We start from the raw sequence: 15548 nt of genomic DNA, 5'->3' as shown, positions 1-15548 counted from the left end.
GCTGCAGGGTCATCAATTAATCAGTTAAATCATGATCGTACATCCTTTTCAATATGAACCAGGCATCAGTCAGCGCAACCGGCTACTACCGGCCCTGGATGCTGCCTCCGCACCAATAGACGGGAGAAAGCTCGCGGACCTGCTCCATTATTTCGTACAAATGGCGCCGCAGATCAATTACTATCAATATAAAGACGCGTACCTGATCAACGACTGGCAGCCTTTCTTCCGGAACAGCCTCCCTTTCCTGCTGGCGCAGCTGACTAAAACAAATACCAGCCAGCTGAAAGATAATTTTGAAGGATATGTAAAACAGGTACATGAACGACCCGCAAAAGATACGCTTCAACTCCTGATCAATTTTTTATATGATGATGTAATCGTTCCCATTGCACAGTGGCAGGTAGCTTTTCAGGGTACCGGGCTGCTAATGGAACGTAGTATAGAAGCCATTATTCAGCAAAAGCTCCGTACACCGCTGTCACGGTTTATCCAGTTCACCAACGGCGCCGTGAAGTGGTTTTGTGTTCGTCCCCTCGATCTTTCACAAATTACAAATGAAGAAATATGGGGCATCGATCCGCTGTTCGCTTACCTGGAATGGAACGAAAGTTTTCATTACGCAGCCACCTCCCGCGAAAAAGCACTACTGCTGTTGCAGGCCTACCAGTCCATCTTTCAGCCATTCCTGGATGCTATTGCCGCTGTTGCCACACTGGCGCCGGACAGTATCTCAGAAAGCCTGCAACCACTGAATGAAGCCTATAAAAAGAATCATACGCCGCACCTGGGTCTGCTCTTTGCATTCCTGTACCTCTTCTCACACGTACAGCAACAGCTGAACGGATTCACGCAAAAACATCTCGATTTCTTCTTTCAACAGGTATTAAAATTAGTACCAAAACCCCTCACGCCGGATAAGGCGCACGTGGTGTTTGAAGTACAGCAACCCTTTCAACAATACCTGCTTTCTAAAGGAACCGCGCTGCGCGATGGAAAGGACAGCCTGAAAACAGATGTTATCTTCCGGCTTGAAGATGAAATAGTGGTAGATAATGCTGCAATCTCCAGTTTACTTACCCTGTATGTAAACCCGGTAACTGCCTTCAAAAGAACGCTGGCAGATGGCAACCAGCTTTGTTACAAAAGAAATTTCATCGAAGGATTGTATATCGCCACCAAAGCCAATATGGCGGATGGGGTAGACAAACCCTTCCAGGAAAATATGCCAAAGAACTGGTTTACCGCCGGTTCCCGCTACAGTAAATTTATTGCGCCGGGCAAAGTACAACCGGTGCAGCATCCTTACGCCCGTCTCGGATTTATGCTGGCTTCGCCGGTATTATTGCTGCAGGAAGGTACCCGGAATATCACGGTAGATATTGAGTGCGTGCTTTCTGAAAACTGCGACGATAATGTTTTGCTGCAGGATACCGATTACTTCGATGCATTGAAAATAATCCTGAAAAATAAATACATCTACCTGTCGGACGACCTCATTGCGAAAGCAGAAGAAATGGGTGTGGATGCCGCTACCATCAACATACTGCGGGATGCGCTTACGGATGTAAGATATGCCTCAGATGGCACACATGCGGTGTTAACAGACAACGGCGTAACCCCTGATGCGCCTTTGGCAAACATCAACACATTACCGGCGGCAGTAAAAGAACTGTTCAAACCTCGCAGCGTATTGCAGTTGTTTTTCAGCGGTGCAGAAGAATGGATTGCACCGCCAAAGCTTGCAGATATTACAATTGTTCCTTCCGGCAGCGGCTATAAATTAACACTTCAGATAGGGCTTCCGCCGGAAGTGCCTGCGGTTACTTTTTATGATAAGAAAGTGCTCAATGGCAACTACAATACCACGTTGCCGGTATTGCGCGTGGAGGTGGATCAGCAGGTGAAGCTAAGCCTGGATGATATACTGATCGAGAAAGTAGGCGGCGATTGCGGCCAGTGCCAACTGGAACGCCAGCCAAAGAATACGGTGACGGCTATTGCATTGTATCATTTTCTGCGCGACTTCCGCATCCGGAATGTATCTATTAAAGTAGATGTTTGCGGGGTTAAAAATGTAATCGTGCAGAATGATGAAACCGTGCAGGATGTTAACTCGCCTGTTTATCCCTTTGGCACCCGGCCTGCGCTGATTGACTTCGAAATACTGAAAGGTAAAAAGGAATTTTCCAACACCGCCAAAGGCCCCAGTTTTTATATCGGCTCCACAGAGATCTTCGGGAAAAAATGGGATAAGGTATATGTGAATATGAACTGGAAAGACAAACCGGCCAGCTTTGAAGGATACTATGCAGGCTACGTCCAGGGCGGGTTAGCGGAAACCGACTTCAAGATTAATAAGTATGTTTTGCAGGATGGAAAATGGTTTAAGGAGAATGCTTCGGCAGAAGAACTGTTCACTAAAAATGTGGATGTTCCCTGCGATCCGCAGAAGATATACGATTATTCCATTGCATTCGATCAGCCAACAGCTTTAGGGTTCAAGGATCAGTTCAGTCTTACCAGCGAAAAGGTAGCCCGGTACAATGCCGATACCCGTAATTACTTCGCCAAAATAACCCTCGCCCGCCAGGACTTCATGCATAAGGATTATGCGTTCGTACTCGCCCGTCAAATGACGGCGTTTAACCGCCTGCTGGACGATCCGAAAGATCCTAAGAACAGGATTGATACCGCCGCTTACTACAATTCAGTAGGGTCCCCGGTAGTGTTCAATTTAAAAGAATTAAAACAACTGGTACAGGATACTTATGCAGATGCCTTAAATCTTAACAAATATATCCAGGGGCCCAGTGGCCTCGATGGCAGGATTCCATCCGACAGCATGTCGCCGCCCTGGGCATGGACGCCCACCCCGGCGGAAGCATTAACGATCCGCTACATTTCAAGAGGCCCCAATCCACCGGACTTCCCCACACGCGGCGGTTTTTTCCAGGGATTTGAAGGACTCACCGAGCTGGCAAAAGATATCAAGGAAAAATTGGAGGATATCCAGGTATCCGTGGTAGACACCAACACCCTGTCGGCCATCATCCCCAATGAACCCTGGACGCCGGTGATCAGCCAGATCTCTATCGACTATAGCGCTACTGCTATAAAGGAAGATGTGCAGCTGCTGCACCTGTATCCTTTTGAAAATACTTTTAAGGAAGAAGTGCTGGACCTGGAACCCTCGCTGTTACCGGTATTCTGCGACGAAGGCACTTTGTTTGTAGGGCTTGACCGTTTGCAGCCATACGGCAATCTGAACCTCCTGTTCCAGCTGGCAGAAGCTACGGCCGACTCGGAGTCAAAGAAAGCGGAAGTGGAATGGTTTTACCTGTGCAGCAATGTCTGGAAGCCGCTTCGCAAAGGATTTGAAGTGCTCAATGACGATACCGACGGATTAACCCGCTCCGGCATCATTAAAATAGCCGTGCCCGGCGATATTAATATAGTCAATACCGTTATGCCCGCCGGTACCTACTGGCTGAAAGCCGCCATCCCCGAAAACGTGGCCGCTGTGTGTGAAACCATTGGCGTGCATACACAGGCCGCACTGGCCACATTCACCGTGCTGCCGGAAAATGATCCGATGCGCCTGGGAGATGTATTAAAAGCCGGCAGCATTACCAAACTGGCGGAAGCAGATGCACATATCAAAACCGTGACCCAGCTGTATGACGCTTTCAACGGACGGTTACCGGAAGCCGCAGGGCATTTCTATGTACGCGTGAGCGAACAGCTGCGGCACAAAGGACGCGCTATCCAGTCGTTTGATTATGAAAGACTGGTACTCGAAGAGTTTCCGCAGCTGTATAAAGTGAAATGCGTAAACCATACGCTGGGCCTCGGCGCCAAAGTGTACCAGCAAGACCTGGTAGCCGCCGGCGGTTATGTGGTAGTGGCGGTAATTCCGGATCTGCGCCAGCTGGCAGCAGGCAATCTCATGGAACCCAAAGCGCCGTTAAGCCTGCTGGAAAAGATTCACACCTTCCTCAAACAACGTTCATCTCCTTTTGTACGGCTGAAAGTCACCAATCCAAGATATGAAAGAGTGATGGTCGACATCTCCATTCAATTATATAAAGGGAAAGATGAAAAATATTATACCGAAAAACTGAAAACAGACCTGCAGGAATTTTTCGCCCCCTGGGCGATAGGAAAACTGGATAAACTGTCGTTCGGACAAATCGTGCACCAGGCAGACGTTGTACGGTTTGTGGAGCAACTGGATTATGTGGACTATGTAGAGTGCCTTACCATGCAGCATGAGCTGGAAACAGCGCCATCGCAGCATATGGAACCGCATACGCCGCGTTCCATCCTGGTAAGCGGTAACATTACCGTGAGTACACAAAAGAACGCAGTGGTTTGCCCCGATGTGGTAACACGCATCCCTGAACGGGAAACAGACTGTAATATTCCGGAACCCCTGATCCCGCCATGTAATAATACACGGCAGGAACCGCCGTCAACGCCGCAGGACCCTATCATTAATTAACTACATCGTTATGGCTGAGGACACAAATACCAAGAACGTGATCATTAAAAATGATCCTGCTTTTCCACCGGAACTGGATTTCGAAAAGTTGCGGAGTGAAGGCATCGACTACCTGGGAAAACTCTCCGGCAAAATATGGACCGACCACAACGCGCACGATCCTGGCATCACCATCCTGGAAGTGTTGTGCTACTCCCTGCTGGATATGGGCTACCGTACCAGTTTGCCGTTGGAAGACCTGCTCACCATGAACCCTGCGGGAACCGGGAAAGAAGATAATTTCTTTACACCGGCAAAGATTCTCACGGTTAACCCGCTCACCATTACCGACTACCGCAAACTGCTTACCGATATCGATGGCGTAAGGAACGCATGGCTGGAAATTGCTGCCAACATTCCGCCGGAAGTACACTGGTTTGGCGATGAAGGCCTGGAGTGCCGCAGCCGCAACCCGCAGCTGGCGGCTACCAATGAAGATATTTCCCTGCTGGAACTGAATGGGCTTTATAATATTTTCATTGAACCGGAAACGCTGCCGGACGACAGCCAGGAAAGAGCAAAAGCGCTGGCCGACCTGAAAGAACGCATTCGCAAGGCATTAATGGCGCACCGCAATTTGTGTGAAGACTTTTATAAGATCACCATTCTGTGCCATGAAGAAATTGGCGTATGCACAGAAATCCAGCTCGAGGAAAATGCAGATGTAACCACTGTGCTCAACGAACTGGTACTTCAGCTTTATCACCTTTTTTCTCCCCGCGTTACTTTTTATACCCTGCAACAGATGCTGGAAGAAAAGAAGGTAACGATGGAAGAAATTTTTGCGGGAAGGGCCTATTCAGCCGGGAGCCATGGTTTCATTGACACCGCCGAACTGGAAGCGATCAAACCCCTCCGCGAAATCCGCGTATCAGATGTATATCACGTAATGTTCGAAGTGCCGGGAGTATCCACCATTTCCGGTCTTAGTATAGCCGGCTATGTTACAGGCGACCATACGCCCGTTGCCAGCACAAACGGCACCGCCTGGATACTGCCTTTGCTGGATGGCCACCTGCCGCTGCTGTCGCTGGTATACAGCCGCTTTGTGTTTAAACGCGGCAGCGCCACCTTTACTTTTGATGGCACCAACCTGCAGCAATATTTAAACGCTTCCCTGCTCAACGGCACCAAAGTGTGGTACGACCAGTCATCCGCATATCTTGATCATGCGGTGCCTTCTGGTTTTTACCGGGAAGACCTGGGCAACTACTATTCCCTGCAACGTGATTTTCCACGGGTATACGGCATTGGCAACGGGGAGTTGGGTAACGATGCGTCGCCGCAGCGCAAAGTGCAGGCATGGCAGCTGAAAGGCTTCCTGCTGTTCTTTGATCAGCTGTTATCTAATTACCTGGCGCAACTGCAACACCTGCGCGACCTGTTCTCTATGTCGCCGGATGCGCCGGCACAAACGTATTTCAGCGGCGCTGTTACCGACGTTCCGGACCTCGACAAACTCCTGCGTTTTCAGCAGGGCGGCTTTTATGCTGACCTGGGCTGGAAACAGCATGATACGCTCATGCTGCCGGTTGGAAAAGAACTGCTCAATGAACTGCATACAGGCGTTACCGTTAAGAAAGATGTGATCCAGCGCTGGCGTAACAAATACTACAGCTTCGATTATCTTTCTGCACGGAATACCGCGGTGGAACAGCTGCTGCTGGATATGAGCCACCAGGATAATACCACTAACATTACCACTTATCTTTATGGCGATGGGTGCTGGTGCTTTGTGATAGCCACTCCCGGAAGGGAATATGTATTGCTCGGCTGCCGCTATTATCCCTCCCGGCAAAAAGCAAAGGAAGCTGCGCAATCCGCCATCTTCCTGGCAGCATACCCGGAAAATCTCCGGTCGTTCGGATTTAAAAATGCGGCTAACAAAGAGCAGTACGCCTTCGACGTGGTATTCAGCCTCGCCGACTACCAGGGCTACCTGCAAAAGATTGTGGAAGACAAAGCCCTGTATCAGCAGCGCCGCGAAACCATGCTCAATCACCTGCTCAGCCGCTTCGCAGAAACTTTTACCGATTATGCATTGGTGTTATATGGCATCAGCGACCGGCAGAAGGCTGCAGAGAAGGGTTTGCGCGCCAAAGCAAAATTTCTTTCTTCCTATGATAAATTAAGCAGGAACCGCGGTAAGGCTTACGACTACCGCGTTAATAAATGGAATACGGCCAATACTTCCGGCTACGAACAACGGGTAAGTGCATTAGCTGGCATAGAAAAAAGTGACCGTCATTACCTGTGCCCCTTTATTGTAGGACCTTATGAAACTTTTTTTTATGCAGAAATAAAAGATGCAGATAGCCAGGTGTTGTTCAGAACAAGTAACTACGTTACAAAGGAAGATGCATCTGCTGCATTGGTGCATCTTGCGCAACAATTAAAACACCCGGAACTTCTTATCCGGACAGATGATCCCGTGCAGGGAAAATTTGGCTTGCAGGTGCCTTTGCTGGCAGGCAACGCATACCTGGCATCTCCGGCCACAACGCCGGAAGAGCGGGAGGCACGCCTGTTACAGTTACAGGAACATTTTACGCAACAGCCACTGAATGGTACCGTGGAAATCAGCCGGTATGATCATTTTATTGAAGTGACCAGCCCCGACGGGAAACCGCTGCTACATTCAAACCAGGCATTCCCCGATCAGCAGAAGGCCATTGCAGCTACCGACGATTTACTGGCAGCAGTACAGGAAGACGACTGGAGCATTCCACCAACAGAAGATTTGCCGGCATTGCAGTTGTTACCCGTAAATGCCACCCACACTACCTTTATCAATCTTGCTGCCTTCCAGGCAGATAATATCCAGCAGAAAGGCGGAAAATTACAAGTGCAGATCAGCATCGAAGAAGATGCGTTTATTATGTTTACTTCGGCATCGGCGGTGAAAAATGAACAGCAGGCAACCGAAGAATTTCACCTGCTCCTGCAACTGGCGGCCACTCCCGCAGGTTACCTGGTGCGGCAAACCACCGATGGCAGGTATGAAGTAGTGTTGGTAGAACGCAGCAACGTAAAAGCCATGCACCCGGCCTTATTTGATGAAGAGCTGCAGGCAGATAATACCGTATTGCATATACAACAGCTTATACAGGCGCAGTTATACCAGGTATCTTATTCCAGGCAGCCCGCTGCATGGAAATACAAAGTGCAGTTGCAGGGCATGGAAGGAAAGCCGTACCTGTTCAACAGCGAAGAAGAATATGCCACAGAAGAGCTGGCAAAAACAGAGATGGATACTTTCACTGCATCGCTGGACCAGCTGGAACTGAAAGCAGAAAAGGGCGCCAAACCCGTTTTACTGCATGCCGGCCTGAATAAGAAGATCATCCTGCCCACGGCAACAGCAGCCGGTAAACTGCAGCATGCTTTGTCACTCGCGCAGCTGAGAACCGGCGCCGCCCCGGCCGATATCGATTCCTATATTCATAGTACAACAGCCAGCGCGGAAGGCGCCTTTGTATACCGCGTAATCAATAAAACCGGTTGCTTTGCCAGGTTCCCTAAAACCTTTGCTGCCAAAGCCCCGGCAACCGACCGCCTGGCCGCCTCGCGCAGCCGCAACCAGCAGGGAATCGATTACCTGGAAATATGTATGGGGGGAGAAGAAGTGGTTACCTGCGTGAAAAATCCGCAAACACAGGCAGTTAACTACTATTATGTGATCCGCGGCATTGAAAAGAACTATCATTCACCCATCTATCCAAAAACAGAAACGGAATACTTTCGCAGTTACAAGGCTTACAAATCTGCTGCGGAAGCATTAACCGCCTTCCGGCAGCAATACCTGCAACTGGTACATCTGGCAGGCAACCCCGCAGCCTGGGGTACCAGCATTATCCTGGAAGGAGACCCGGTAACGGATACAATTCCATTGGCTATTGTGCCCACAGATACGATTGCACAATTCGGCGGAAAAGGGCCGCTGCTGGACGTTGTACCGCATATCATGCGAAGCTTCCCTTATCATTGGCTGAGCAATGTGCAGCAACTACGGGTAAGCCTGTACGATATTACCAAAAGGGAAAAGATCTGGAAACTCTGCAATGGCTTTGCAGATATGGCCGCCGCCAGCGAAGCGCTGAAATTATTCCTGGCATTGGCCCGGTACGCCGGTAACAGCGGCGTACGGCTCAATGAAACCAGTTGCCGCTACCAGGTGGTCATGAATGAAGTGCTGCTGGAAAGTGTACAACAGTATAATTCTTTGGAAGATGCCTGGGGCAGCGCTACGAAAAACGCCAATGGAGATTACGTGTACACCGGGCTGGAACTATTGCTCGATGCTACCCGCCATGGCAACAGCGCGTATTATGGATATGTAAAAGATGATGGCTGCTATAGTTTTAACGCCGTGAAGAAAGGCTACCGGCTGGCAGTACATCCCTATGAATACAACACAGAAGAAATCAGGGCAAAATACCTGGAGCAATTACAAATGATCGGGTTGAAACTCGGTAAAAACTGCCAGGTATCGTTGGAAGTAAAACCTTATTACGCCGGTAACTATTTCCAACTACAGTTGATGGCAGGCGGAGAAGTGATCTTAATATCCGGGCAGCAATATACGTCGGCTGTCAATGCTGAAAGGGCACAGGACGATTGGCTGTTTGAAGTATTATCGTTATTGTGGAAAGACGGCAACTATTCCCTGAACACCACTGCCAACCGGTTTGAGCTGTTGAACGGCAGCGCCGTGAGCGGCTATTTCAAACCATCAGGCGACGCTGTGCTGTCGGCGGATGACCTGAAAGAATGGAAAGCAAAAATGCAGCAAAGCGCGCTTTATTACCCGGTACGTCGTGTAAAAACGGCCTTCGGCTTTACTTATTCTTTCCGTTTGTACCACGATGATTTCATCCCCGAAGAGCCCCTGCCGGATGAAAACAACGGATGCGCCTGTGATGCGCCGCCACCGGTGCGTAAACCCGGCGCCATCATCTGGGAAAGCGCAGAACTATATGAGTGCCTGAATGCGGCTATCCGTGGATTTTACCGGTTCTGTGCCGCATTGTCGATCCCCGGTAATTACAAACCCTCTCTGGGAGAAGGTTGCGGCCCGTTCGGTATTGAACTGGTAGACAGCAGTTATGTGCTCGCCGCCAACCCGCAGTGTTATGCCACACTGCCTGCGATGGAGGATGCCATTGACCGCACGGCTGCGGCCATTAATGACGAAGGCATGCATGTGGTGGAACACATCCTGCTCCGGCCACGCGTAGAAGATGATTGCCAGTGTTTATTGCCGGTGAAGCCTGAACCGCTTTGCAGGCTGCCCTGGGAAGAAGAAGTGGTAGGCTATGATGTGGATCCGGAAGATGCGGTATTTAAAACGACCGTAGTTCCTTTTACAGATCCCTATTCTTTTGTAGCCACCATTGTGTTGCCCGGATGGCCCGTGCGTTTCCGCAATACCAGCACCCGTGCGATGATGGAAAACCTGCTCCGGAAAGAAGCGCCCGCGCATGTGCTGCTGAATATATTATGGCTGCGGCCACGCAGCTTCTGCGAGTTTGAAACCCTTTACCGCCGCTGGTTGCAGCACCTTGCCTGCAAACCTGTTTGTGGTGATGACGCGCATATCCAATGCTGCCTTATCTGTTACCTCTTCGGGCAAACCGGCATCATGGATGCGGTGCCTGATACTGAAACAGATCCCGATTGCCAGCAGATCACCCCATCCTGCTTTGATGATAACAGGCAAAATAAGCTACCTGAATCTGACTTCGGCGTCTGGATCAATCGCCTGTTCCGTAAAAACTGCGACATGCAGGAGATTGATTGTCTTTCCAATGAAACCACGCCGCCACCCGGACGCATCCTGGCAAACAAACGGGGTAGCGCGCCGGCAACAACATCGCCGCAGTTAGCAGCGCCAACGTCGCCTCAACTGGTGGAAGACCCTGCGTCGCCGGCTGCTGCCACGCACAGAAGCAATTCCCCGGAAGATGTGCTGCTACGCGACCGGAAAGGCCGTCAGCGTATTTCAAAATACAAACAACAGATCCTGCCGGTGGATGCCGATAATATTGTAGACACGGAAGCATACGACCGCACCGGCAAATTTATGGAAGCAGGCCCGCTGAATATGCATAAGTACAGTACGCTGGCCGACTTCTTACTAAAAAATATGCCTGCCGGGAAAAAAGCCGCTGCAAGTGAACAGGCATTGCTGCTGCGCAACGCCACCTGGCTTTGCCTGGATCAGCTGCTGCTGCGTGTGCCGGTAAGCATTGCCGCCCACGAAAAGAAACAGCTGCAGCAAACACTGCGCAAAATGAAAGACAAAGGAATCAACCTGGCGGCGCTGGCAAAAGACTGGAAACCGGAAGACCTGGTCTCTGATGAAAATGAAGACCTCGTAGCACAATGCCTGCGATGGATGAAATAAATAATCATGTTGCATAAGATCCGTAAACAAACATTCCTGCTGACAGTGCATAACAAAGACACTGTTTTTACCTGGCAACACCAGGTAACAGCGCTGTATTGGAACAAGATCATTCCTGCACTGGAAAAGCTGTTCGATAGCTATAGCAGCGGCGACACGGTTATTTATATAGATCGCCTTGAAATTGACCTCGGAAAAATCAAGGCGGCCGATCTTAATAATGATCATTACGTGGCCCTGCTGCTGGAGAAAATGACCGCTGCACTAGCCACGCTCCATGTAAAAGAAACACCGCGTAAATCCTTGCCGGAACACGCTTTTGATCAGTGGTGCTACTACATGGAACATGGCACGCTTCCCTGGAATGCGTCACGGCCCGATGAGATATGGTACCAGCAGGTATTACAGGTGCTGGCTACCAGTCACCAGGCAATTACCTCGCTGCGCCAGCAATTGTTGAACAACCGGGATTATCTCCCGCGCATCCTGATGCAGCATTCACCGGAATTTATTACGCAGCTGCTGGCCATCATCACCGCCAGAAAACAAACGAGCTGGCCGCCCGTAATGCACCAGCTTTATGATGCCTACCGCCTGTTACAACTCGCGCACAGCGATGGAATGAACCGCCGTGCCTTCGAACAGGCATGCTGGCATTCATTGTTATTACTGGCGGCACAGGACCCAACGGTAAGTGAATCTGCACAAATGAATCAGCTGTTAATCCAACAGCCGGTATTTGTTACGCAGCTACAGGAACTGATAACGGTATGCCGCAATAATGGCTGGGATAAAGTATTAGCCGCGGCTACCTCCGTCAACATACAACAAGCGGCAGCGCTGCCAAAAGAACCGGTCGCTGTACCATTAACCAACGAACCATTATCCAAACCGGAAACTGATATGCCTGAAGAAGAAATATCAGCGACTACTATCGGCGCCAAAACTTTTTACGTGGTAAATGCGGGGATCATCCTGTTGCATCACTGGTTGCAGCCATTGTTCCGTCAGTTGGAATGGACGGATGGTAAACAGTTCCTCAACGCCGCCTGCAAGCAGCAGGCCACTATGCTGTTACACTACATGGCAACCGGGCAAACCGAAGCCGATGAATTTGAAGTGGTGTTGCCAAAATTATTATGTGGCTGGCCGCTGAAAAGGCCACTGGATACCAAGCTGGCCCCAACAACAGAAGCCATGGAAGAAGCCGACGGACTGATGGAAAATGTCATCAGCCACTGGAAGGCATTAAAAAGTATTTCTGCAGACGGGCTACGGGAAGGGTTCCTGCAACGCCCCGGAAGATTGATCACCGGCACAGATAAGCATCAGTTACAAATGGAATCAGACACCATCGACATCCTTTTGGATCGCCTGCCCTGGAACATCAGCATCATAAAACTAAAATGGATGAAAATACCACTACACGTACAATGGCGATAAGCTTCTTAAATCAATAAAAATCCAAAAGATAAAATCAAGCTAATCAATATAATCAGCGTAATCCTGGGAAAGACAACATCCGCATGAGTACAAAAACATTATCACCCGCAAATATACAACGAGCCCCCGCCTCCGGCCTTAAACAGCCGGCAGTAACCCCTTTCTGGGGAAAGCCCGCGGCGCAACCGTTTTTCCAGCCGGTTATTCAGCGTAAATGTGCTCACTGCGAAGAAGAAGAAAAGAAGAACAACGTGCAGCGGAAGGAAACTTCTCCGGCCGCCATCTCCCCAACAACAGTAGAAAGTAATATCAACAGTACCAAAGGACAGGGAGAAGGATTGAAAGGAGATACCCTGCAGGAAATGAACGGCGCTTTCGGGGCTGATTTCAGCAGCGTAAAAATCCATACTGGCAGCAACGCAGCGGGACTTAACCGCCAATTGAATGCACAGGCATTTACCACCGGCAATGATATTTATTTTAACGAAGGAAAATATGCTCCGGGCAGCAGCACCGGTAAGCACCTGCTGGCGCATGAGCTTACACATACTTTACAACAAGGACAGGGAACAACAGGCATAGCACGGCAGGTAGCTCCCGTGAAAGAACACGGGGACCTGTCGCAGGTGCCTGCAGGATTGGCCTGTCCCGTAGATACCAGTGCACCAAGGGTGGAAGACAGCTATCCGTTCACGGTATCTTCTTCCGGTTTATCGCCTGCTAACCAGCGGCTGATCAGCGGATTTGCGGCCAACTGGCATCGCCTCGGGGCCAGTGCTACCGTACGGATAGATGGCTTTGCCAGTGTGGATGGCACTGATGCGTTCAACTGGGGGCTGTCGTGCCACCGTGCCCAGGCAGTAAGGGACGAGATGATTACTCCAACTGATGGCAGCCCCGGTATTGGCGCCGGGTTTATTTCCATTTTTGCACATGGTGAAACCAATCACTTCTCCCGTACCGATCCGGTGGCCAACAGGGTAGCCGTTATCAGTTCGGTAGTGCCCGTACCACCGCCGCCACCGCCAGGTCCAACGCCTCCCGTTGTTCCTGAAAGAAAGTGCGGTCCCAATGTTACTTCAGAAATAGCACGGGTATGGGCGCAGGTACAAAGTAATTTCAACAGCTGGGGATTCACGGATAAATTGAATGCCTGCCGTTATCTGGTACAGCCTGTGATTATGGGCAGCGGCGGACCGCAACTTAATAAAGACGCATTTGATACGTTCGGCTTATTCCTGAATACTGCCGGTTGGACACAGCAAGGACCTTATCATCCGCCATGCGGTGTGCCGGGATCAGCCGGGGATCCCTGCTGGAGCCGTGATCCGCTGCATGAAGCAGACGACGTATGTTCCAACACCGTGCAAACAGGCAGCAGCTGCTGGAAATCCGGTACCGTAAATTACGGTACCTACGGCATCATGATGCGGTTGTGCAACGGCTTTATTTCTCCTATCGGATTTTTACCGCCGCCATTCGGCCTGCTGAGCGGCGCCTTCTCTTATGCTTCTATGGTGGCGCTGATCACCGCCTATAAGCTATACGATCATGAAAATCCGATGGATCCTATCGCCTGGGCAAGCGCTACTTATAACGGCGGGCCATCAGGCGTGGCGTCCGGTGGCAACAAACCAAATTGCCCCGCCACCTGTAACGTACCATTTACAACACCTTCATTTGATTACGTATGGGAACCCGTAAGACAACGCACTTCGCTGAATCCCGCACCTTACGGATACCCGTGTACAACACCCTGATGAAGACGACTTAAATAGTAATTGCATGAAAAAATCTCCGAAAAACGTTAAAAACAAACAGGCAGAAAATGATAAACCTTTTTTCAGCAAAGCTGAAAACGGGGAATCTTTTTTTAGTAAACCTGGAGATAATACACTGCAATTACAACCGGCGGATGCAAAAGCCAAAGACACTGCGCCCGCTGCAGCCGTGGCGGATGCGTGTAAAGCCAGCAGCACACCTGAATCCAAATGGGCCAATGATAACCCGGGACAGGTATTTGGCGTAGAAGACACATCCGCCGGCAAATCAGAAAGTAATGAGCTTATTTTCTGGAATTATTGTGTGGGAGAAGCAGCTATGCGCGCCGCCCACCGTGAACGGCTAAACGAAGTAGCCGATCGCTGGGTAGAGATATTGAAAAAAGACGGCGCACTGAAAGTAAAACTGCAGGGAGCTGCCAGCACCTCCGGCAATGTAGACAGTAACAAAGCCCTGGCGGCAGAACGGGCTGGCATCATCCGGGACTTTCTCATCGCTAAAAAAATTCCCGACAGCCGGATCGTGATAGATAATACATCCACTCCAAGGAGTATGGCGCCGGAAACATCGCCGGAAAACCAGGCCCGCAACAGGAGAGTAGAACTCTTTCTGTTCCGCTCCACCCCCGTAGTCAATAAATTACCACCCTGGGTAGATGTGCAGGTACAAAACCTGTTCATTGGTCAGCAGGGAGTGCCTACACCTAAGCCCACCTTTAACGAAAAGGATAACTTTTTTGCCCGGAACCATTTTTCCATGAAGGCATCGGCAGATATCACACTTACTTCGCTGGGAGGTACCGGCGTCGGCTTTTCGCAGGTGCTCACAAGAGATACGCTCATGGCGCAGTACAGCGATAATGCAGGCCGCACATTGTTGCTGGATTATGGCAACTGTAACCTGTTGCCCTGTAAGGATCTGGAAAATGCTACCAGTCATTTTGCCATTGATGGCCTCAGTATGTTTAACTCCGGCCCCGGCACCACTCAGGGAAAAGTAGCCATCAGGGACCGGCCGGGCGCAGCGTTCCCACTGCATTACCCCGACTCAAAAACGGGTCCTTTTCATCTCACCAATTATTTCTGGCTGATGGATTTTACCGTAATACTTGGTGTTAGGGAGATGGGGGCTTTCATTCCATTAAACCACGCCTTCTGGAGTGTGGCCGGATCGGAAGACGTGAATATTAAACAGAAGTCTGTAAGCGGGATGGCGCCTATTTCTGTGGTAAGTGACTGGCAGCCGGGCATGGCGCCGGGAATGAACCTGGAAGCTATTTATGCCGGTCCTACCTGCAGATATGTAAGAAGATCAGAACAGTTTTCCGCCAGGGAAAACGTATGCAAACCCAATGAAACGATTGAATAAAAGTTT

Annotated in this window: 5 protein-coding genes; all 5 read left to right on the top strand. The window is 50.1% G+C overall.

What is annotated here, in order from left to right:
• Positions 1-31: 31 nt before the first annotated feature.
• The 5 genes from ACLHR0_RS10845 to ACLHR0_RS10825 all read left to right on the top strand — a co-directional run bounded on the left by ACLHR0_RS10845 (position 32) and on the right by ACLHR0_RS10825 (position 15542).
• Entirely contained in the window at positions 32-4504 is a 4473-nt protein-coding gene (locus ACLHR0_RS10845) for a hypothetical protein (protein ID WP_436486475.1), read from the top strand.
• Between the two features lie 10 nt (positions 4505-4514).
• Complete coding sequence (locus tag ACLHR0_RS10840; RefSeq protein WP_436486473.1) at positions 4515-10949, top strand: hypothetical protein; 6435 nt, start codon at positions 4515-4517, stop codon at positions 10947-10949.
• Positions 10950-10955: 6 nt separating this feature from the next.
• A complete protein-coding gene (locus ACLHR0_RS10835) occupies positions 10956-12392 on the top strand; it encodes a contractile injection system tape measure protein (RefSeq protein ID WP_436486472.1) in 1437 nt (478 codons plus the stop codon).
• Between the two features lie 83 nt (positions 12393-12475).
• On the top strand, positions 12476-14152 hold the full coding sequence (locus ACLHR0_RS10830) for an eCIS core domain-containing protein (RefSeq protein ID WP_436486470.1): 1677 nt from the start codon (positions 12476-12478) through the stop codon (positions 14150-14152).
• 25 nt (positions 14153-14177) lie between these two features.
• On the top strand, positions 14178-15542 hold the full coding sequence (locus tag ACLHR0_RS10825) for an OmpA family protein (protein WP_436486468.1): 1365 nt from the start codon (positions 14178-14180) through the stop codon (positions 15540-15542).
• The last annotated feature ends 6 nt before the right edge of the window (positions 15543-15548 follow it).

The sequence above is a fragment of the Chitinophaga sp. ARDCPP14 genome, from assembly GCF_051362515.1.
Taxonomy (GTDB): Bacteria; Bacteroidota; Bacteroidia; order Chitinophagales; family Chitinophagaceae; genus Chitinophaga.
Note: the sequence above shows the minus strand (reverse complement) of the source record. Positions and strands in the feature narration are given on the sequence as shown.

Coding starts and splice junctions, on each gene's coding strand:
- ACLHR0_RS10845 (WP_436486475.1), top strand. CDS start 32: ATGATCGTACATCCTTTTCAATATGAACCAGGCATCAGTCAGCGCAAC.
- ACLHR0_RS10840 (WP_436486473.1), top strand. CDS start 4,515: ATGGCTGAGGACACAAATACCAAGAACGTGATCATTAAAAATGATCCT.
- ACLHR0_RS10835 (WP_436486472.1), top strand. CDS start 10,956: ATGTTGCATAAGATCCGTAAACAAACATTCCTGCTGACAGTGCATAAC.
- ACLHR0_RS10830 (WP_436486470.1), top strand. CDS start 12,476: ATGAGTACAAAAACATTATCACCCGCAAATATACAACGAGCCCCCGCC.
- ACLHR0_RS10825 (WP_436486468.1), top strand. CDS start 14,178: ATGAAAAAATCTCCGAAAAACGTTAAAAACAAACAGGCAGAAAATGAT.